Source organism: Desulfosarcina widdelii (assembly GCF_009688965.1).
Lineage (GTDB): Bacteria > Desulfobacterota > Desulfobacteria > Desulfobacterales > Desulfosarcinaceae > Desulfosarcina > Desulfosarcina widdelii.
Window position 1 is genome coordinate 2,811,713 of the sequence record NZ_AP021875.1, and the last position, 19,417, is coordinate 2,831,129.

Annotated in this window: 19 protein-coding genes; 5 read left to right on the forward strand and 14 right to left on the reverse strand. The window is 56.5% G+C overall.

Annotated features, from left to right (window positions below):
* Positions 1–59 precede the first annotated feature (59 nt).
* On the reverse strand, positions 60–1,127 hold the full coding sequence (locus tag GN111_RS13215) for an LOG family protein (RefSeq protein ID WP_197740544.1): 1,068 nt from the start codon (positions 1,125–1,127) through the stop codon (positions 60–62).
* Between the two features lie 167 nt (positions 1,128–1,294).
* On the opposite strand from GN111_RS13215, the gene GN111_RS34185 reads away from it, so the two are divergent.
* Complete coding sequence (locus GN111_RS34185) at positions 1,295–1,426, forward strand: hypothetical protein (RefSeq protein WP_269433835.1); 132 nt, start codon at positions 1,295–1,297, stop codon at positions 1,424–1,426.
* A gap of 136 nt (positions 1,427–1,562) precedes the next feature.
* Here the strand turns inward: GN111_RS34185 and GN111_RS13220 are convergent, their stop codons facing one another.
* From GN111_RS13220 to GN111_RS13235, 4 genes are all read right to left on the reverse strand, one after another.
* Positions 1,563–1,859 (reverse strand): antibiotic biosynthesis monooxygenase family protein, encoded by a 297-nt coding sequence (locus GN111_RS13220; protein WP_155304203.1) that lies wholly within the window; start codon positions 1,857–1,859, stop codon positions 1,563–1,565.
* A gap of 237 nt (positions 1,860–2,096) precedes the next feature.
* Positions 2,097–3,092, reverse strand: a complete 996-nt coding sequence (locus GN111_RS13225) for a YhdH/YhfP family quinone oxidoreductase (RefSeq protein ID WP_155304204.1) — start codon at positions 3,090–3,092, stop codon at positions 2,097–2,099.
* Positions 3,089–3,940: an FRG domain-containing protein gene (locus GN111_RS13230; RefSeq protein ID WP_155304205.1), complete on the reverse strand. Its 852-nt coding sequence runs from the start codon at positions 3,938–3,940 to the stop codon at positions 3,089–3,091. The genes GN111_RS13225 and GN111_RS13230 overlap by 4 nt, the downstream gene beginning before the upstream one ends.
* On the reverse strand, positions 3,937–4,593 hold the full coding sequence (locus GN111_RS13235; protein ID WP_155304206.1) for a hypothetical protein: 657 nt from the start codon (positions 4,591–4,593) through the stop codon (positions 3,937–3,939). Before GN111_RS13235 ends, GN111_RS13230 begins: the two co-directional genes overlap by 4 nt.
* Before the next feature lie 162 nt (positions 4,594–4,755).
* On the opposite strand from GN111_RS13235, the gene GN111_RS13240 reads away from it, so the two are divergent.
* Positions 4,756–5,052, forward strand: a complete 297-nt coding sequence (locus tag GN111_RS13240; protein ID WP_155304207.1) for a hypothetical protein — start codon at positions 4,756–4,758, stop codon at positions 5,050–5,052.
* Here the strand turns inward: GN111_RS13240 and GN111_RS13245 are convergent.
* The 6 genes from GN111_RS13245 to GN111_RS13270 form a co-directional block, all read right to left on the reverse strand.
* Positions 5,023–5,382: a NifB/NifX family molybdenum-iron cluster-binding protein gene (locus tag GN111_RS13245; RefSeq protein ID WP_155304208.1), complete on the reverse strand. Its 360-nt coding sequence runs from the start codon at positions 5,380–5,382 to the stop codon at positions 5,023–5,025. The genes GN111_RS13240 and GN111_RS13245 overlap by 30 nt on opposite strands.
* A 39-nt stretch (positions 5,383–5,421) precedes the next feature.
* On the reverse strand, positions 5,422–5,808 hold the full coding sequence (locus GN111_RS13250; protein WP_155304209.1) for a NifB/NifX family molybdenum-iron cluster-binding protein: 387 nt from the start codon (positions 5,806–5,808) through the stop codon (positions 5,422–5,424).
* Positions 5,809–5,880: 72 nt separating this feature from the next.
* A complete protein-coding gene (locus GN111_RS13255) occupies positions 5,881–6,756 on the reverse strand; it encodes an ATP-binding protein (protein ID WP_155304210.1) in 876 nt (291 codons plus the stop codon).
* Positions 6,753–7,607 carry an ATP-binding protein gene (locus GN111_RS13260; RefSeq protein ID WP_155304211.1) on the reverse strand — a complete coding sequence of 285 codons (855 nt, stop codon included), beginning with the start codon at positions 7,605–7,607 and terminating at the stop codon, positions 6,753–6,755. The genes GN111_RS13255 and GN111_RS13260 overlap by 4 nt, the downstream gene beginning before the upstream one ends.
* A gap of 270 nt (positions 7,608–7,877) precedes the next feature.
* Positions 7,878–10,196 carry a hypothetical protein gene (locus tag GN111_RS13265; protein ID WP_155304212.1) on the reverse strand — a complete coding sequence of 773 codons (2,319 nt, stop codon included), beginning with the start codon at positions 10,194–10,196 and terminating at the stop codon, positions 7,878–7,880.
* A 53-nt stretch (positions 10,197–10,249) separates the two neighbouring features.
* Positions 10,250–10,453, reverse strand: coding sequence for a hypothetical protein (locus tag GN111_RS13270; protein WP_155304213.1), 204 nt, complete (start codon positions 10,451–10,453; stop codon positions 10,250–10,252).
* Here GN111_RS13270 and GN111_RS13275 point away from each other — a divergent pair.
* From GN111_RS13275 to GN111_RS13285, 3 genes are all read left to right on the forward strand, one after another.
* The gene (locus GN111_RS13275) at positions 10,446–14,630 is read left to right on the forward strand and encodes a PEP/pyruvate-binding domain-containing protein (protein ID WP_231715732.1); all 4,185 of its coding nucleotides are present in this window, start codon (positions 10,446–10,448) and stop codon (positions 14,628–14,630) included. The genes GN111_RS13270 and GN111_RS13275 overlap by 8 nt on opposite strands.
* 52 nt (positions 14,631–14,682) lie before the next feature.
* Positions 14,683–15,930 (forward strand): type I glyceraldehyde-3-phosphate dehydrogenase, encoded by a 1,248-nt coding sequence (locus tag GN111_RS13280; RefSeq protein ID WP_231715733.1) that lies wholly within the window; start codon positions 14,683–14,685, stop codon positions 15,928–15,930.
* A 421-nt stretch (positions 15,931–16,351) separates the two neighbouring features.
* Positions 16,352–17,059, forward strand: a complete 708-nt coding sequence (locus GN111_RS13285; RefSeq protein WP_155304214.1) for a hypothetical protein — start codon at positions 16,352–16,354, stop codon at positions 17,057–17,059.
* A 50-nt stretch (positions 17,060–17,109) separates the two neighbouring features.
* On the opposite strand, the gene thiM is transcribed toward GN111_RS13285, so the two are convergent.
* The 3 genes from thiM to GN111_RS13300 all read right to left on the reverse strand — a co-directional run bounded on the left by thiM (position 17,110) and on the right by GN111_RS13300 (position 19,286).
* On the reverse strand, positions 17,110–17,919 hold the full coding sequence (gene thiM, locus GN111_RS13290) for a hydroxyethylthiazole kinase (RefSeq protein ID WP_155304215.1): 810 nt from the start codon (positions 17,917–17,919) through the stop codon (positions 17,110–17,112).
* 40 nt (positions 17,920–17,959) lie between these two features.
* On the reverse strand, positions 17,960–18,706 hold the full coding sequence (locus tag GN111_RS13295) for a superoxide dismutase (RefSeq protein ID WP_155304216.1): 747 nt from the start codon (positions 18,704–18,706) through the stop codon (positions 17,960–17,962).
* 94 nt (positions 18,707–18,800) lie between these two features.
* Positions 18,801–19,286, reverse strand: a complete 486-nt coding sequence (locus tag GN111_RS13300) for a tRNA (cytidine(34)-2'-O)-methyltransferase (RefSeq protein WP_231715785.1) — start codon at positions 19,284–19,286, stop codon at positions 18,801–18,803.
* Positions 19,287–19,417: the final 131 nt, after the last annotated feature.

Consider the following 19,417-nt stretch of genomic DNA (forward strand, 5'->3'; position numbering starts at 1 on the left):
TTCGATCGAAAATGAGTCGATGGGATGCACGCATTGCTCCAAGCTTGGCTGCAGCGGGGTCAACCGTCGTTGATAGCATCCACCAGTTGTCGCAGACGCCCGAAATCCCGCCGGTTAAAGTCCACAACCAGCCGCGGCAGGTCGATCAGTTCGACCTCGTTCATCTCCTCTTCCAGGGCGCCTGACTGCCGGATGTCGCCACCGGGAATCAGGATATCTCGGTAAGCCTCCTTCAGGGTGTCGAGTTGTTCCGCTTTCAAGCGGCTGGACATGCGGATCACCAACTGGCCGTTCACATAGCGCAGGCTGTGGTAGCGCGAATAGAAATGACGGATCCGGGAAACCGCATCCTCCGGGCGGTCGAGTTTCTCGATCAGGCGGAAGTCATCAGCGGATATGTAGCCCTGACCGGAAAGCTCGTTTTCCAGAAAATTGCACAGGCGCTCCCAATAGGTACCTCCGGGTTCGTCGATCATGAGCAGGGGCAGCGGGTAGCGCTTGCCGGTCTGCAGCAAGGTGATGGATTCCATGGCCTCGTCCATGGTGCCGAAACCGCCCGGGAAAAGGATCACCGCATCGGCTTCCTTTAAAAAAGCGACTTTTCGGTTAAAAAAATATTTGTAGGAAATATAACGGGGATTGCCCACCAGCACCGGATTGGGTTTCTGTTCAAAGGGCAGCCGGATGTTGACGCCAAAGGAGTGTTCCGGCCCGGCGCCTTCGTTGGCAGCTTGCATAATACCGGGGCCGCCCCCGGTGATCACCATGAATCCGGCATCGGCCAATTGTTTGCCCAGTTCCACGGCGATCCGATACAACGGCGCCTCCGGTCGGATGCGCGCCGAGCCGAACACCGTCACCTTGCGCACCTCCCGATAAGGTCCGAAGACCTTGGCCGTGAAGCGCATCTCTTTCATGGAGGTGTTCATCAGCTTCAGGTCCCTGCGACCGCGGTTCTCCTGTCCGGCCTTCAGGGCAGCGAGAATGATCTCCCGCACGATATCCGGATGGTCAATGCCCCCCACGTCCTTGATCAGGGTGTCGATGGATTCGTCTACCACACCGTTGGTTCGTGTAAAATGCAATTCCACCGGTTTGGACGATTCGTTTTCGCTTCCTTCCTGCATATCCGCTCAGCCCTTTCTGTATATTGGTTGTAAAGCCGTAGTGTATCGGTTTTTGTTCGATTGGCAAGCGATTAGTTGCGTTCACCTTCGAAAACCGACATTCGGTCCGGCGAGATGCCAACCGTTGGGATCGTGGTTATGACAGGAAATATGACGATTTACGGTTTTTGAGATTGTACGATCATGCCATCGACCGGGTCGCCGTGGTCTGCGACCGGTTCTGGAAAGATACCTGGGTGGGAATTTTCAGCCTCTTCAGCGGCATTTGCATGACCTTTTTCGAAACCTCGCAGATATAGGCCGTGACCCGCTGGATCCGGGACGGGTGAGCAGGATGCCAGCGACAAACGGGTGCCTACGCACGGGCATGCCGCAACGGTTGTCTATAGATGGGTTCGCCGGAGGCGTTGGGTTGCCGGTGGAAGGGGCCGGGGATCAACCCCTTAAGCCATAGTGGAACATCTCGTAATGGGTATGCCCCCCGAGCAGGGCGTCAATTTTCTCCTGAATCGATTGCCGCTCCTTGCTCAGGAGCCACTTTTCCCAATCTTGCGCCGATTGCCAGGTGCTGATGACCAGAAAGACATCGGGTCGGTCGTTGCTTTTCATGGTTTCCCCGGAAATGTATCCGGGTTGGGACGTGGCCAGAGAACGCATCTCCTTGAAAAGTTTAAGCATTTCCTTTCCTTTGTTTCCGGGGACAGTCCGGGTGATCAGAATCTTGACACTCATGGGAGCCTCCTTTTCCTGTGGGGAATACCAAGTCTTTACAGGTGACCGTTGCGCGTCAGGGGATCGGATCTTCGTCGGTTGAAAGGAATGCTTTGGTTTGGCCAGCGGCTGGAAAGCGGTTCAGATTCCGGGCGCAACGGTATTATCGTTCATTAAATGCCGATCCTGGTCGCTTGTCAAACGGTTCTTGTCTTGACGTGCGGCGATCAACTTTATCCGGAGAGAAGAAAACGTCCCTTACCCCAACCGAACCACGACCCGGCCTTTCTGCTGTCCCTTGAGAATTACATCGATGTTGTCGCTGAGGTCATCCATGGAGATCTGCCGGGAAAGGTTTTCGATGGCGGCGACCTTCCAGGGGCCGGCCAGATTTCGCCACACCTGCAGCCGCAGATCCATGGGACAGTTCTGGGAGTCGATGCCGATCAGGCGGACACCGCGCAGGATAAAAGGAAAAACGGTCAGGGGCAGTTCCGGGGATGCTACGTTGCCGCAGCAGGCGACCGTGCCCCAGGGCAGTGTGGATTTGATGGTTGTGGCCAGAATCTCACCGCCCACGGTATCGATGGCGCCGGCCCACTGCCCCTTGAGCAGCGGCCGCCCGCTGGTATCGGCGGCATCCGCCCGATCGACGATCTGGGATGCACCGATTCCCTGGAGAAAATCCCATTCCGCGGTCTTGCCGGTCACCGCGGCCACCGTGTACCCCAGCTTGGCCAAAACAGCCACGGCCACGCTGCCCACCCCGCCGGTGGCGCCGGTAACCAGCACCGGCCCCGCTTCGGGAGCGACGCGTTCAGTGAGAAAAGAAATCCCCATGCCTGCGGTAAAACCGGCTGTGCCGTAGACCATGCTCTCTTTCAAAGTGAGACCCTCGGGCAGCGGAACCACCCATTCGGCCGGCACCCGCACGTATTGCCCGAAGCCGCCCGAGGTGTTCATGCCCAGATCGTATCCGGTCACCAATACCGGGTCGCCCTCTTTGAAGCCGCGGACCCGGCTTTGGGCGACCGTCCCTGCCGCGTCGATTCCCGGCGTATGGGGAAAGTTACGGGTAACTCCCCGGTTGCCGATGGCTGAAAGCGCGTCCTTGTAGTTCAACGAAGAGTAGTGTACCCGGATGAGCACGTCGCCGTCAGGCAGGTCGTCGATGCTGCGCTGTTCGATCTGGCGAAGGTAAGCGTTGTCTTCTGCGGCTCGCACCACCAATGCATTGAAAATGTCAGCAGTCATGATTCTTTTCTCCTTTGCTCGATCGATGGGTTGTGGGCGTTGGACCGGGGCGTATACTGCCGGGTGAGCCATGATGCCAGCCCGTCGAGCCCCGGAAAAAGAATGCGTTCGGTAATGTTGGCCTGGTCCAGCTTGTCGCGGATCTCCCACTTGAGATCCCGGGGGATCACAATCCGCCCGTATAGTTCTGGATGGCCGGCCAGCCAGCGGTCCAACTGGGCGGTCGGACTGGACATGACCGAAAAAAAGGCAAACTGGTTCACGATGCGTGCATCGATGGAAGGCGGTTCGAAAAAAAGCACCAGATCGCTGCCCAGGGCATCGAAGGCCTTGATGTCTCCCAGGGCATGCTCCAGCATCTCCAGGGTAAAGGCATGGGCGCCGTGACGGACGAGTTCGTCGGCCAGGGGGCTGGGCAGCATCTGGTTGATTTTCACGTAGTCGGCGTACCAGATGACCCCGTCGCAGTTGAAACGATCGGTGTCGGCAGTGGCAAAATGTGCGGCCACGAAGGGCGAATAGGTCCAGTCCAGCAGCCGGGTAGGCAAACCGTGGTGCTGGGCCACGGTGAGCCATCGCCAGGCCGTGGCATTCTCCCCGGTCCAGGAAACCTCGGCATATTTGCTGAAATTGCGCAGCAGGTGGTATTCCAGGTGAGAGTAGTCCCTGCAGCGCCGCGAAAAACTGGTTTGAAGATCGTAGGACTTGTCCGAAAGACCCCGAAAGGCGTAGTTGGAACGAAACCGCATCAGGCTTTCCTGCCAGGAGTTCGCATAGAGCCGCTCGCACAGCTCGCACCAGCTTTCCACCCGGACGTCGTTGCCGGTTTCCAATGCGACTGTCGTCATTTCCGCCTCCGTTGGGCCTGCTTGGCAGCCACTGTTGGTCGGTGCCAACGATGCACCATTTGTTGGAACGCGTCGTATAGGTTGTTCACCAAACTTTCGTCCCCCATGATCCGTTTCACCTGTTCTTCAATCTGCGAAATCCGCTGCCGGTCCAGGCCGACACCGGCCCACAAGGCCTCATAATCCGACCATACCGGTGGGACAGTACGGCTGTATACCCTTCCGACCAGTTCCAGATAGGCGCTTACGCCTTCAGCGGATTCACCATTGGGCGTCCGGTTGTCGGTGAGGAGCAAGAGGTGGCTGAACATTTCTCCCCTGGCGGCATCGTTGGCATCCTGGACCGCCCTGGCCGCCGACACCCGGATCCAGCGTTCATCCGGCGGCAACTGCGAAAGATTGCCCAGAAGATCGTTATGGATGTCACTCTGAATATGATCGCACACACAATGGATGTGCCAGCCAAGGCTGAAATCGTCCGAGGCAAAGTCGGGCTCCAGAAACCGCCGGTCGTGGGTATGCCCGCGCTCGAGGCCCGTCATCCATCGGCTGTCCGGATAGAGGGTGCCGGAAAGGTAGGCCGACCTATCCGTTACGGACAGGTGCGCGGACAAGACAGCGGCAAACCGGATGTGGGTCGCGGGCAGAGCCATTGGATTACCCTCCGAGAGTTTGGGCAATCGGATCGCCCGAAGAGTGTCGAAGGCACGAAAACAAAATACTGCACAAAACTGTGGGCGTCAAATGTCGTCCCCACCGGGTGTGGCCGAAAAGGGGTACATTTTGCCACAGGCGAAGGAACCAGGGTGGGTGCCTTGACGGTATACGCAGCCATCAAATACGCAGCCATCAAAGCGGAAAAAAAGGAGATCCGATTTACAGGCGGTGCCGCAAGGAGGTGCGACGCCGGGGCCGGCCTCGAACGAGCAGGAGGTATGATGGAAGGCACAAGGGGGCCGGCAGGCCGGCGCCGCACACCGGAAACCGGCCGTTTTTACAAAACGCAAAGGGAGGTGCGATCCATCTACGCAGTGTCGGCCAAAAATTCCGGCTGTTTCGGCGGTTTACCGCAACGACTGGGGCTACCAGTGCCCCTGGGCGTTGGGGGTTGAAACCAGGGTTACGTTTCCGTCGACATAAGCGGCTACCGCCTCGCGAACGGTTCCGCTCACGTCCCCGGCCACCTTGACGCTGGCCGCTTCCAGGGTTTTAAAAGCATTGGGTCCGCAAAAGCCGGTGAGGAGGACGTCGGCCTTCTTGTCGCTGATCATGACGGCCGCCTGAATACCTGCGCCTTTGAAGGCGTTGACATTCTCGGCATTGTCGAGGACTTCAAATGCCATCGTATCGGAATCGACAATCAGGATATAAGCCGCCCGACCGAAACGGGGATCCATGGGAGAATCCAGGTTCTTTCCCGTGGATGTAACGGCAATCTTCATGGTTTGTCCTTTCTGTGTCTACACTCTTCCAGGAGCGGATCAGTGCCCGCCGCCACCGCCACCGCACACCTGGTTGTCGGCGATCATGGGCAATTTTCCGGCAATCAAATCTTCCACCACCGGACGGATATCGGGGCGTTGGTCGTCATGATACACCTCGATGCCCACCTGGCGGAATCCCATCAGCGGGCGCATGCCGATGCCGCCGACGATCAGGGCGTTGACCTGGTTATCCGCCAGCAGGTTAACCGGCACCATGCAGCCGCCCTGGACATGGCTCTGATTCGGAAGGATGGAAACCTTCTCGATAGCGCCGTCCTTGACATCGATAAGGGTAAATACGTCGCAGTGTCCGAAATGACCGGACCGTTTACCGTTTAGGCCGCCCGCCTCCATCGAGGGGACGGCGATTCTTCCTTTTTCCATGGTATCTTTTGCTCCTTTCTATTTCTTGTTTATCGGTCCACGAAGATGTCCATTGCCGTCGAGCACGATCATTTACTCGGCCGTCATGGCCGCTGTGTTCATAATCGTTTTCCACACCAACCGCAAGTGCTCGGCGGCAGAACCTTCTCCGTCGTATTCGAAAAGGGTCTTGCCCTGGACCATGGCCCGGGTAAACACCGGATCGTAAGGCACCCGGCCGACGACGGGCAAATCGCCTTCACGGGCCAGGGCCTCGATTTCACTGCTTTTTTCCGGATTCAAATCGTATTTATTGATGCACACCATCACCGGCACCTTGAAATGCCGGCACAATTCGATGGCCCGCTGCATGTCATGAATTCCCGACACCGTGGGTTCGGTAACGATCAGGGCACTGGTGGCGCCTCCGACGGCGGCGATCACCGGGCAACCCACTCCCGGAGGGCCGTCGGTAATCAGCAAGTCGATGCCTTTCTCTTTGGCCAGTTGGCTGGCCTGCTGACGCACCAGAGTAACCAGCTTGCCCGAATTTTCCTCGGCAATGCCCAAGCGGGCGTGGACCATGGGCCCGAAACGGGTATCGGAAATAAACCACTGCCCGCAGATCTGCGGGGGAAAGTTGATGGCCTGCTCCGGACAAAAATCGACACATACCCCGCAGCCTTCGCATTCGATTTCATCGACGACAAAATCCGGTCCGATGGCCGACCACCGGCACAACTCAATGCAGGTACCGCATTGGGTGCAGCGTTGCGGATCGATGGAGGCGATTCCGCCCCCCATGAAATCAGTCCTCCGGCGAACGTCGGGCTGCATCAACAAATGAAGATCGGCGGCGTCCACGTCGGCATCGCACAGAAGGCAGCCGCCGGCCAGGCTGGCAAAAGCCGCCGTCAGGCTGGTTTTACCGGTTCCCCCCTTGCCGCTCAAAATGACGAGTTCCTTCATTTGGTTTCGCCCCCCTTTTCGACCAGGGTTTTTATTTGCTCGACCAGGTTCCGGAAACGGGTCCGCCACTCGGGAAGCACCTGGACAAACATCTCACCCCGCGAATAGCTTTCGGCAATCTGCCGATCGAAAGGAATTTCCATGAGGATTGGAACTCCCTCGCTTTGGGCGTAGTCTTTCACCTTGTCATCGCCCAGGTCGGACCGATTGAGCACCAGTCCCATGGGGATGCCCAGCGTCCGAACCGCCTCTACGGCCAACTTCAGATCGTGCAGCCCAAAGGGGGTAGGTTCGGTGACCAGCAGCACAAAATCGGTATTCTTCATGGCGGCAATCACCGGGCAGGATGTTCCCGGCGGTGCATCGATCAACGTCAGTCCCCGGTCCCAGGTCCGCTCTCGGACAAGCCGGATCAGGGGCGGCGACATGGCTTCTCCCACCCGCATTCGCCCGTGAACGAAACTGACCCCGTTCATGGCTCCGGTCTCAACCACACCCAGTTCGCGCCCCGTCTCGGTAATGGCCCCCTGGGGACAGATGGCCATGCAACCGCCGCAGCTATGACACAATTCGGGAAAGGTCAACACCAGGTCACCGGCAACGGCAATAGCCTTGAAACGGCAGATCTGCGCACATTTTCTGCATCGATCGCACCTGTCCAGATCGATTTTCGGAACCGGCGTGGTGACGACCCGGGACTCTTCGATCTCGGGCCGCAAAAACAGATGGGCGTTGGGTTCTTCCACGTCGCAGTCCAGCAACTGAACCGGCCCTTCCACAGAAACGGCAATATTGGTCGCCACGGTGGTCTTTCCGGTTCCACCTTTGCCACTGGCGATACTGATAATCATGGTCTGGCCTCCTCAATCTGCCGCAGACCGGCTGCGTCCGCCTTCGAACACCCGGCATGATCGGCCGCCAACCAAGCCTGCGTTTATGACCCAACCACAGTAAGCATAAGCCCAAAAGACGTCAAGCACTTTTTGGCTAATGCTCAAAAAAATCTGCCGGAGCGCAGTTGCTACCCCCGGCAGATTGGGTTGCCTCGATGACGGATTATCGGGAAAATGAAGATAAAGTGCAGGCACCTTCAAAAAAGGCGCCCGATTCGCAAGTATGATTCAGGAACGAAATTTTATGATTTTGACAGCCTCGTCCACCCATTCCGATATCAGCCGCGACTGGTCCCGGTGGGCTTTGTCTTTCTTGAGGCGTTGAAAAACTTCCTCTCTGGTTTTGACCGCCTCAAGGGCCGGTATGCTTTCGATGCTGCCGATATTGGCCAGGCCGCGGATGGCGATGCGTAAATTCTGCAGCAGGTGCGACATATACCGGTCGCTTTCCTTCAGGAAATAAATATCGGATTCCGGACTGCCGTACTCGTTGATGGCGCTGCGAAGCACTGAACGCCCGACGATGGTTTCAATCATGGCCAAAAAGATATACACCTCGCGCTCCAGACGCAACAGGTCCTTGGCGCTCAGGCGGTGCCGGCGGGTCAGGCCGAATTCGAGGGCTTCGCACAGGGCCTGGTGAATGCTCCGGACTTTGTCGAAATAGGCCTCCTGATCCCGATCCATGCGCCAGGCAGCGTAGCGCGCAACCTCCTGATCCAGCCCCTTCCGGTTGAAAAGAATGTCCTCGGGGGTAATTTCGATGTCGGCTAGCGACTTGTCGTATTCGTGCAGGATCAGGTTGGCCAGCATGAGCGCCTTGGCATCCGAGAACTGAATATCCTCCGGATCTTTTAGAAAATCTTCCAAAAGAATCTTGAAGGCCCGCTTGGGCTGGTTCATCTGAGCGGTCAGCTCCTGAAGCGAATTGAGAAAAGCGTTGCGGTCTTCCGGAGCGATCACGTCTTTCATGTGACGCCAAAGAAATTCGAATATTTTTTTCTCGTAGAGTGTGAATCGGGGAATTGCCGCGGCAAAGGCGCTTTTGAGAAAACGTCCCTTCTCGTTGAAACAACTGTTGAGGTCGTCGACCAGTCGTCTGGCTTCCTCCATCTCGATCCCGAAATCCCGGGACAGGATTTCGTAGTCCCGCTCCTCGAACTGGATGTTGCCTTTGACCATGGAGGTCATTTTCCTGCGGGTAACGGAGCGTCCCTTGAAAAACGAAACCATCTTGTACAACTGCCTGTGGACTGCACCCATGATGACACCCCGGGAGCCGACTTTATCGTCTTCCGAGCGGGTGAAGTAGAGGTTGTCGAAAACATCGTCCCGGACCGTATCCAGGCGCTTTTGAAGGTTGGTCAACACCTCCTGCCGGGCATCTTCGCTCTTGGGTTTGTTATCGATGGCTTCAAGCAGATGGGAGGAAAGGCCCAGCCGTTCCTCCAATAGACGGGAGTTGATCTTCTGGTAGTCGTCTCCGTAGACGCTTTTGATGACTTTTGCCACTTTTTCGGGAGAATTCTCAAGACTTGCGATAATTCGGGCTACTTTGGCCTTTTCGCGGGTAAATTCCTTTTCGCTTTTCTCCCGCATCAGCCAATCCACATTGTTGATCTCTATGGGCGGCGGCGAAATCTGAGCACTGATCTTGGGCAACCCGAAAATGGCGTTGTAGACGCTGGTAAACTGGCAGCCTTCCTCGGAAGCCTCCTTTTTCTGAATCCAGGCATTCACCTTGGAAACAAGGTTTCGCATGGTTTTGGCGTTCAGACGGTTTACCCCGGCCACCAGGGTGAGGTTACTGCTGACCGCCCCTTTTTCATCGAGCACCATCGGCACGACATTCTCTTTGCCGGGACCAAGAACGATGTCCCTCTGGTTCTCGTGGGCACGGTACAGGCGACAGAGGATGTGCAGGCTTCGCTGTAGGCGGTTCAACGATTCAGGAGACTTCGTCGGAAGGTGCAGGTGCAGGTTGTTGATGCCGCACTCGGAAAAAATTCCGAAGGCATCCAGCAGTTGGGCCATCAGATGGGACAGCAAATGGCCGTGACGTTTGATCATCAGCGGGACCATATCCAGGTCCACCACCATGTTGCCGAACAGAATCTCGTAGTCCAGGCGTTCGGGAATGTCGCTGTTCTGGGAGCGCCCCCGGTAGCGAATCAGAACCCGTCCGACGCCCTGGGGAAGCTGGGAAAGCTTATGGAGCGTCTCCGAAAGCTGGTCAAAGATCTGGCGCTCCTCCGCCTTGCGGGTATCCGGGTCGATGCGCTGGAAATAACCGGCAAAATGATGGACGATTTCACAGAGCAGGATGCGCCATACATCCTGCTGCTTCTGCTCCGCAGCCAGGCTTTCGGCCATCATTTCTGCAGCCGTAAGCCCTTTTTTGTGCTCCTCTATCCCTTCGATCTGTGCGAAAAGCTGTTCTGCAGCATCATCCAGAAAGATTTCTTTTTCATCCATAGCCAGGACCTGTGTTGCGGTAGAAAGATTACGGTTCCGGTGGGTGCCATTCGGCTCAGTTTTGAATTCCATGTCCGGTCCATCGCCTGGAAACGGGTCAACCCCATGATTCCAGAGCGTATTTACTAAATATCATAAATTTTTCCAAACGGGAAACGAAAAGCCCGGTCCCGCAATTTCATGGCCGGCGGGCAGACACCTGCGACCGCCATCCATGGATCGGATAAACCTGCAATGGAGTTGCTTGTAAAGAGGGCATCCCTTTGATATTTTAAATACGATCTATTTGGATGCTTTGCAAAAAAAGGATGCGGTGCCGACATGCCCATGATCAAATCCGAGGCCCTCGAGGCCAACCTGGCCAACACCTATGTGGACGTTACCATCGATGCCAAGTATACCTGCATCCAGGAGGTCATGTCCCGGTATTACGGTTTGATGGAAGGTGTAAACGCTTTTCTGCAGGAGTTGAGCCACCCCTATCGCAACTGGCAATTTATCGTTGGTGAAGCCCGGGAATACGCCCTGGACTATTTTCACCTTTTTCGGTCCCACCCCCGCGGTGTGGACGCTGCCGAAACCATGGTGGCCATCTTCTGCGAAGCCATCGAAGCCAAGGTGGACGATGGCGTACGCGCCGATGCCGTGGACAACCTTTTGTTGTATCTCCAACAGATCGTCGCAGAGTCGCGCGAACGGCTGACCGACTTTTTGCCGATGATCGACAGGGCCTTCGGCCGGATTCACCGATGCGGGCAGGACCATTTCTTCCTGTTCATCAAGAGCTTCTATCCACTCAAGCGCATTATCCGGCTGTTAGGGGAGCGCGGCGATGGACACATCGACGATTATTCCACCTTCAACCATCTGCTGATACGCGCGTTCAATACCACCTACGATTTCTGGTGCGATCTCAAGGATCCATGGGAGAATTTCCAGGCGGCCGCCGGGGCCATCGAGGAGCCCGAGCGGGTCCGAACCTGTTTCTCCGAGATTTCCCATGAAGTTCTGCACAGCCTGAAGGAGCGTTTGCAACAGATCGAAAACGTGCAGGAAAAAGAAACCCGGGAGGTTTTCGACCAACTGCTGGAACTCACCGACTTCAGCGCAATCGTGGAACAGTACCGCAAAATGCCCCAAATCCTTCAGGACGCCGGTGCCGAATGCGGACAGGGAAATCAGTGGCGGGTGATCTTTCTCTTTCACATCATGAGCATTTCGGACCTGAACATGATTTACGAGGAAACCCTGCGGGATATCAATCGCACCGTAGGGTGGTTGATCAACAATGAGAGTTACCGCAATATCGGCGAACTGATCGAGAAAACATTCACTATTCTGAAAACCCGGACAGAGCAGTTTCCCACCACCACCCTCACCTGCGTCCTCAACATGGGTCAAGCGGTGTATCAGACCGATGAAATCGACATGGTCAACTATTTTATTGATCAGGTAGTGGATCTGGGGTTCCAGACCCCCAATCTGGGCGGGGTGGGCAACGACTGGCAGATCCAGATGAATGCGGCCCATCTGCAGAACATCCGCACCTGGCTGGAACTGATCGAGTGCAAGCCCAGATGGTCGTCGCGGCTGCTCTCCAGCCTCATCATCAAACTGTCGCTGTCCGGCATTTTTATCCGTGACACGGACCTTTTTCCCAGGGATATCACCCGTCTGCTCAACAGCGACATCGGCCCGGTCTACAACCTGGTCAAACAGCTCACCCGGCTTTTTCCGTCCTATTTCAACGATATCGGTGCGGAAGGCAAACTACGGGAAATCTCCACGCGGCTGGACGAAATCACCCATCGGCGCGACATCCTCATCCATTTCCTGCGCAAGCAGAGCCACGTGGAAAGCTCCAACCGCATCATTCGCTTCATGGAGGCGGTGCTTAATTTCTGGAAAACGAGAGACAAGGCCTCCCTTGAGCCCTTCGTTCCCCCCAGCATCTATAACCAGATCGAAACCCAAGGCACCTACATCGACGGGGTCAACAAACTGTTCGATTTCCTGAGCGAACAGGGCTTTGCCATTCCCCATGAACTGCTTGAAATCGAAGATGGCCATACTCGCGCCCTGCTTCAAAAAGCGCCGGACGTCAACCCCGTGGACGTGGAGCGGGTGGCCCTGATCGCCGCATTTTACAAACTGCTCTACCACAAGTATCAACTGGACCACACCTCCCTGCGCCATCACTTGAACCAATTGGACAGGGAATCCTTTCCCGAGCTGGAAATGCTGCACGCCGCCCTCAAGGAAACCAGCCTCAAACAACGCCTGTTCAAACTGATGGATTACCTGGAGCGGCTCAAGGCGGTTATTCTCTCCGAAGAAACCTATGAGATCAAGGCGGACATTTACAAAAAACGCCATATTACCATTGACATTCCATCCATGTACGGCAGCTACCACGAACGCAAGTTCGATGCACTGGGGCTGACCTTCCGGATCGAATCCTTGATCAACGTGCTGTTCGAGGAACTGGTGGACCAGATCAATCTGGGGCTCATCACCCGGGCTACCTTTCACGACATTTACGAACGTCTGACGCTGTTCGACAAAGCCCTGCGCCTGGACGGAATCAATTCGGTGGAACTCGAACGACAGCTGGATCTTCTGGCCCATGCTCTGGAGGTCAGGGGCTTTACCCTCACCCAGTACCTGGATATTTTCAAGGGATTCGCCGTCGCTGTAAATAACATCATCAACGACTATTTCAACAACATCCACGGCCAGAACCTGACCCGTATCCTCACCCACATGAAACCGGATCGAATCCTGGATAAATTTCTTCCCCATGAAAACGCCGTGGACGCCGAAAAGCTCAAGCATCGCGTTTCGGAAATCTTTTTCCGGGATCGTATCGCCACATCGTTGGGCCTCCAGCAGCTGGACCTGTTTCTGACACGCATTCTCAACACCTTGTTTCATCAGTCCAATGTACTGCCAAAAGAAAAGCTTCACCTGCTGCTCAACTACGACCCCCAGCGGATCATGACCGGCCTGGAAGAGATCAACAACGCCGCTGTAGGCATCATTTACATGGGCAACAAAGGCCTGAACCTGCTCAAGCTCAAAAACCTGGGCATGCCGGTCCCGCCCGGTTTCATCGTCACGACCGAGGCCTTCCGCTGCCGGGAGTTGATCGACGGATTCGAGCCGGTGAAAGAAAACTTCAGGCAGCAGGTCCGGAAACACATCGTCCACATTCAGAAAACCACCGGCAAACGGTTCGGCGACCCGGCCAACCCGCTGCTCTTCTCGGTTCGCAGCGGTGCATCCATTTCTCAGCCCGGAATGATGGAGACCATTTTGAATGTGGGCATGAACGAGGAGATTGCCGCCGGGCTGGCCGAAAAAATGAACAATCCCTGGTTTGCCTGGGACAACTATCGCCGTTTTCTGCAGTGCCATGGCATGGCTTACGGGCTGGAGCGGGACGATTTCGATGCCATTATCGCCGAGTTCAAATCCCGCCTGGGCATCCCCCTCAAAAAAGGGTTTACCGGCGAGCAAATGAAAATGGTGGCCCTGGCCTATAAATCCCGCATTCAGGACGAAGGCGTCAACGTGCTGGAGGACCCGCTGGACCAGCTCTACATGACCATCAACGCGGTGTTCGAATCGTGGGAGTCCCACCGGGCCAAAACCTACCGCAAGATCATGGGAATTTCGGACGACTGGGGCACCGCGGTCACCGTGCAGCAAATGGTTTTCGGCAACATCTCTCCCAGCGCCGGTTCGGGTGTCTTTTTCACCCACAACCCCCGCTGGTCCGGGGACACATTGAGCCCCTGGGGCGATTTCACCCTGGAGAACCAGGGAGAAGATGTGGTGGCCGGCCTGGTCCGAACCCTGCCGATATCGGTCAAACAACAGGAACTCGAGTTGCGGGACACGGACATCACCCTGGAAACCCACTTCCCGGACATCTATGCAGCCATCCGTAAATGGGCAGCCCGGCTGATCTATAAAAACGGGTGGAGTCCCCAGGAGATGGAATTTACTTTCGAAAGCGATTCGGCCGACGACTTGTACCTGCTCCAGACCCGCGACATGTCCATCCGGGAACGCAAAACTGTGCTGGCTTTCGATGTAGAAGACGATGCGACTGATCGATACCTGGGCCACGGGGTCGGCGTCGCCGGCGGTGCCATGGCCGGAAGGGCCGTATTTACGTTAAAGGAAATCGACCGCTGGCGTGAAGACGAACCGCAAACCGACCTGATCCTGGTTCGCGGCGACACCGTCCCCGATGACATCAAGGAAATTTATGCCAGCGACGGCCTTTTGACCGGCAGGGGCGGATTGACCAGCCACGCATCGGTGGTGGCCCACCGATTGGGGAAAACCTGTGTCGTGGGCTGCGGGACGCTGGAGTGCAACGAGAAAGAAAAAACGGCACGATTCAACCAGGTCCTGATCCGATCAGGCGACCATATTAGCATTGACGGCCGGCAGGGATCGGTCTATCAAGGGATGATGAAAATCAGGGAAACCTGACAGCGCCCACTGATATAGATATGAACCCAAGGCAAACTTCGGAGCAAAGGCAATGAACGAAGGACAGATGAAGATCGGGATCAACGGACTCGGACGCATCGGCAAACTGACCCTTTGGCATCATGTGGGGCGGCGTTACTTCAATGAAATCGTCGTCAATACCGGCCGTCAGGCAGGCACAGGAATGGCGGACATTGCCCACTACCTCGAACGGGACTCCACCTATGGATCCCTGCACACCTTTCTGCACGGCTATCAGGCCAAACCGGTGATCACCGATGTGGACGAAGCTGAGGGAACCATGGTCATCGACGACATCCCCGTTCGACTGCTGCGAAGCAGTCGAATGCCGATTGAAATCGACTGGAAGGCCCACGGGGTGCGGTTGGTCATCGACACCACCGGCCAGTTTTTGGATCCCACCTTGCCTGCCGATCATCCCAAGGGAGCGGTCCGGGGTCACCTGGAGGCGGGAGCCGAAAAAGTGATTGTTTCCGCACCCTTTAAAATCAAGGAAGAAGGCGCTGCCATGCCCGAAGATGCCGTTACCACGGTCATGGGGATCAACGCCAACGAATACGACCCACGGCGCCACCGAATCGTCTCCAACGCCTCATGCACGACGACCTGCCTGGCGCACATGATGAAACCGTTAATCAACGCTTTCGGCGCCAAGCGGATCCTGTCGGCCTCCATGGCCACGATCCACGCCGCCACCGGCTCCCAGCAGGTACTGGATCGCCTGCCCAAAACCGGAAAAACCGACCTGAGAAAAAACCGCTCGATCCTGAATAACATCATTCTCACGTCAACCGGTGCAGCCAAAGCCCTGAGGCTGGTGATTCCCGAAATGGAGCAGATCGGGTTCATCGCCGAATCGGTGCGGGTGCCGACCAGCTCCGGGTCACTGATCATCCTGGTGCTTGGTATCCAGGAAAATCCCCTGGAAGAACCGATCCGGCGCGAAGCGATCAACGAAGTTTACGAGCATGCCGCCGAATTGGATCCCAACGGGTATCTGCAATTTACTCGCAAGCAGAATGTCTCCGGCGATATCCTCGGCGCGCCCCAGGCCGCCGCCGTGATCGAGGGGCATGAAACCCATACCCGTACAGCGGATTTGAGCCTGGATCTGGCCAACGTTCCCGGTTTTTCTCAAGAAATTTTGGGCAGCCTTCCGGATACCGTGGTCCGCGCACCGGTCACCCAGGCCGTCATTTACGGTTGGTACGACAACGAAATGGGCAGTTACGTGAATATGCTCGGCGACCGAACGGTAACCATGGCCGAAAACATGTGAGATGAAGCGTAGCGCAGATATCGGTTTTTTACGAGTCCGTCAATCTTAGGCCTTGACGACGACACAGCCGGGAACCTATATTATTTTTTATTTGAACCCCAACAGTGCGTTTTGAGTTTCGAATCAGTTGAATCGGTGCGCTTAAGAAAAGGCCATCCAATGGGCGAAAAACCTGAATCGAAAATTGATGAATGCATCTGTGCAGACATCCCCAAAGCGTTATATGAGCGCGTCGAAGACTATTGCAAATCCAAAGGACTATCCCCCAGCGAATTCATTTTAGATGCGGTCAGCGAAAAATTATTCTCTATCCACCGGGAACGACGGAAAAAACCAAGGTTGTAACCGATAGGCCTGTCGTCCGGATGGTTGATGGCCCTTTCATGGGTTCACATGATTTAAAAATTTCCGATTGCCGAACATGCCCCTGTATTCCTCCGAGGCCCCTCTAAAAGCCATCGTGGTAAGCCTTTTTTTGATCCTGATGCTGGCAGGTTGTGCAAGCATGCAGTTGAATCGGTTCCAGGCGCATGCCGACCGGAACGACTACCAGTGGATCGCCGACCAGCAGGTTACCTGTCGGCAGGCATCGGAAAGCTGCGGCTGGCTTCACCTGCTCAAAGGCGATGCCTGCCTGCGACTAGCCGGGGCCGCAGGTGCGTCAGCGAATCGTTACGCCTGCGCCGCTGACGAACTGGCCATGGGATTGACCCTGACCCCCTCCTGGTCCGATCCGGCCGAACGACAGCGGTTTCAGGAAAAACTCTGCGAAGCCATGCTACGCCTGCAGGATTTGCAATCCGGCGAGACTGCCGAAAAAACCCTGGCCCGGCTTAAGGACGCCGCAGAAGCTCTCTACCGACTGGCCCCGGGAAGCCTGTCGGCGGTCTATTACCTGGCCAGTGTGCGCCTGCTGCAGGTGCAGCCTGATCTGCTTGACCTGAATGCCGCCCGACGGGTGCCGGTATGCCACCGGCTCAAACGCACCCTGAACAAGGTCCTTTCGACGATGGAATCCGCCAGGCAGTCGGATTCACGGCAATGGGAACGCTACGCGCAGAACTACCAGCGCCTCGCCTTTGATCTGGGCAGCGCCGTTCGCATGGCCGAATGCTACAAGATGCAATGATGCAACGGCAGCTTCATGTCGCTATTCCCAATACACCTTTATGGATTCTCCTATCCCGATTCGATTTTCAGACGGGTATGGATATCGGCGGCACCGGCCGCGTGGATGGCATCCACAAAGGCCACGTAAAAGCTGCCCGGCCGGTCGCTGACTTCATGGGCCAGCTCCCCGCACAACCCGTAAAAACCGTAAGCCGCCGCGACAGCGTTGAAAAGATCCTCTCCGGCCACGGAACAAAAAGCGCCGGTGACTGCGGAAAGGCCGCAGCCTAGCCCGGTCACCCGGGTCATCAGGGGGACCCCGTTGGCCACCCGCAGCACCCGGTCGCCATCGGCAACCAGATCTTTTTCCCCGGAAATGGAAACGATGCAGCCATATTTCCGGGCGAGGGCACCGGCAGCGGTCACGATCTCGTCGGAAAACGACAGGGAAGAATCCACGCCTTTGGTCCGGACATCGTCCACGGCCAGGGAAAGCACTTCCGAGGCATTGCCCCGGATAACGGAAACCGAAGTTTTCCGAAGAATGGTTTCGGCAACCTTGCTGCGGTAGGCCGTGGCGCCGGCGCCCACCGGATCGAGGATGACCGGGATGCCGCGTTCGTTGGCGGCCTCGGCGGCCAGCAGCATGGCCTCGATCCACTTTTCCTCCAGCGTCCCGATGTTGAGCACCAGGGCGCCGGCCATGGCGGCCATTTCCTTAACTTCCCGGCGGCTGTGGGCCATAACCGGCGAGGCGCCCAACGCCAGCAAAATGTTGGCCGAGGAATTCATCACCACGAAGTTGGTGATGTTGTGCACCAGGGGTGCATTCGTTCTGATCTTGCCGAGCAGTTCGGCAGCAGTCTCTTTTAGATCCATATCGTGTTCATCTTTCGAGCAGGCAGGTTCCGAATCCCCATCAACCGTTTTCGGCGGCAGGCTCCTTGGCCGGCTTCGCCAACTCCAACTGAGCGGCCACAAAATCCCAATTGGCCAAATTCTCCAGTACCGCGGTGACGAAAGCCAGCCTGCGATTCTGGTAATCCAGATAGTAGGCGTGCTCCCAGAGATCCACCGTAAACAGTGGGACCAGGCCATGGGCCAGGGGCGTGTCGGCGTTGGCGCTCGACACCACGGCAAGACGCCCCTCCTCCAGCACCAACCAGGCCCATCCACTGCCGAACCGATCTACGGCCGCTGTAAGAAACACTTTTTTGAAATTGGCAAAACTGCCGAATTCGGCGGCGATCATCTCCGCCAGAACACCCTCCGGTTCACCGCCGCCACCCGGCTTCAGACACTTGAAGAAAAAGGCATGGTTCCAGGCCTGGGCGGCGTTGTTGAAAACAGCCGCCTGGGAAGCATCGCCGGCGGTGGATTGGATCACCTCTTCGGGGCTCTTTCCTCCGAAAGATCCCTTTAGCGTCAGTTGATTGGCTTTCTTCACATAACCGGCGTAGTGCTTGTCGTAATGAAATCCCATGGTCTCGGCGCTGATGGTGGGAGCCAGCGCGTCTTTGGCATAGGGCAGCGGCTGCTTGACGAAGACCGCCGAACCGCCCTTGGACCCGCACTGCAGGAGAAAAGGCGCGCCGACAGCACAGGCCGCGAGAATCGACGAACGCAGGAACTGACGTCTGTTGATAGAGGAAAACGGGGTTGCCATGGTTGGTCTCCTTCTTCTTGTTTGCAAATTGAATATTTTTTCGATTGTCGGAACCGTTCATTGAAACTACATTCAGGCCGACAATCGGTATTTCTCACCGGCCACTGCGCAAGCTTTCGTATAAAACGATGCCGGCTGCCGTGGAGAGGTTCAGGGAACGGATCTCGCCGTTGATGGGAATCCGGTAGCGGGCATCGGGGTAGCGACCGAGGATCGCATCCGGAAGCCCTCCGGTTTCGGACCCGAACACCAGAAACATCCGCCGGCAGGTGGGCATCTCCCAGAAAATCCGGGTGCCGGATTTGGTGAGCAGAACCACTTCGGCATCCCGGGGATTCAGGGCTTGGCAAAATGCGTCGAAACTGTCCCAGACATCCGGGGACACCCGCTCCCAGTAGTCCAAGCCGGCCCGCTTCACCTGGCGGCTGTCCAGGGAGAAACCCAGGGGTCGAATCAGGTGCAGCCGCGCTCCGGCCCCCAGACAGGTGCGGCCGATATTGCCGGTATTCCAGTGAATTTCCGGGGCCACCAGCACCACATGGCGCTCTAGTTCAGAACCGCCAATCATGTTTTCGATCATCACAACCGCAATTCTCTATCTCCGTAATGTCCTTCCATAAATGTCAGATTGCGGTTCAGCAATAAATACAGAAACCGAGAATCCGCATCATCTCAGGCGAATCTGCAGCAAGCCCGAGATCAAGGCTTGCG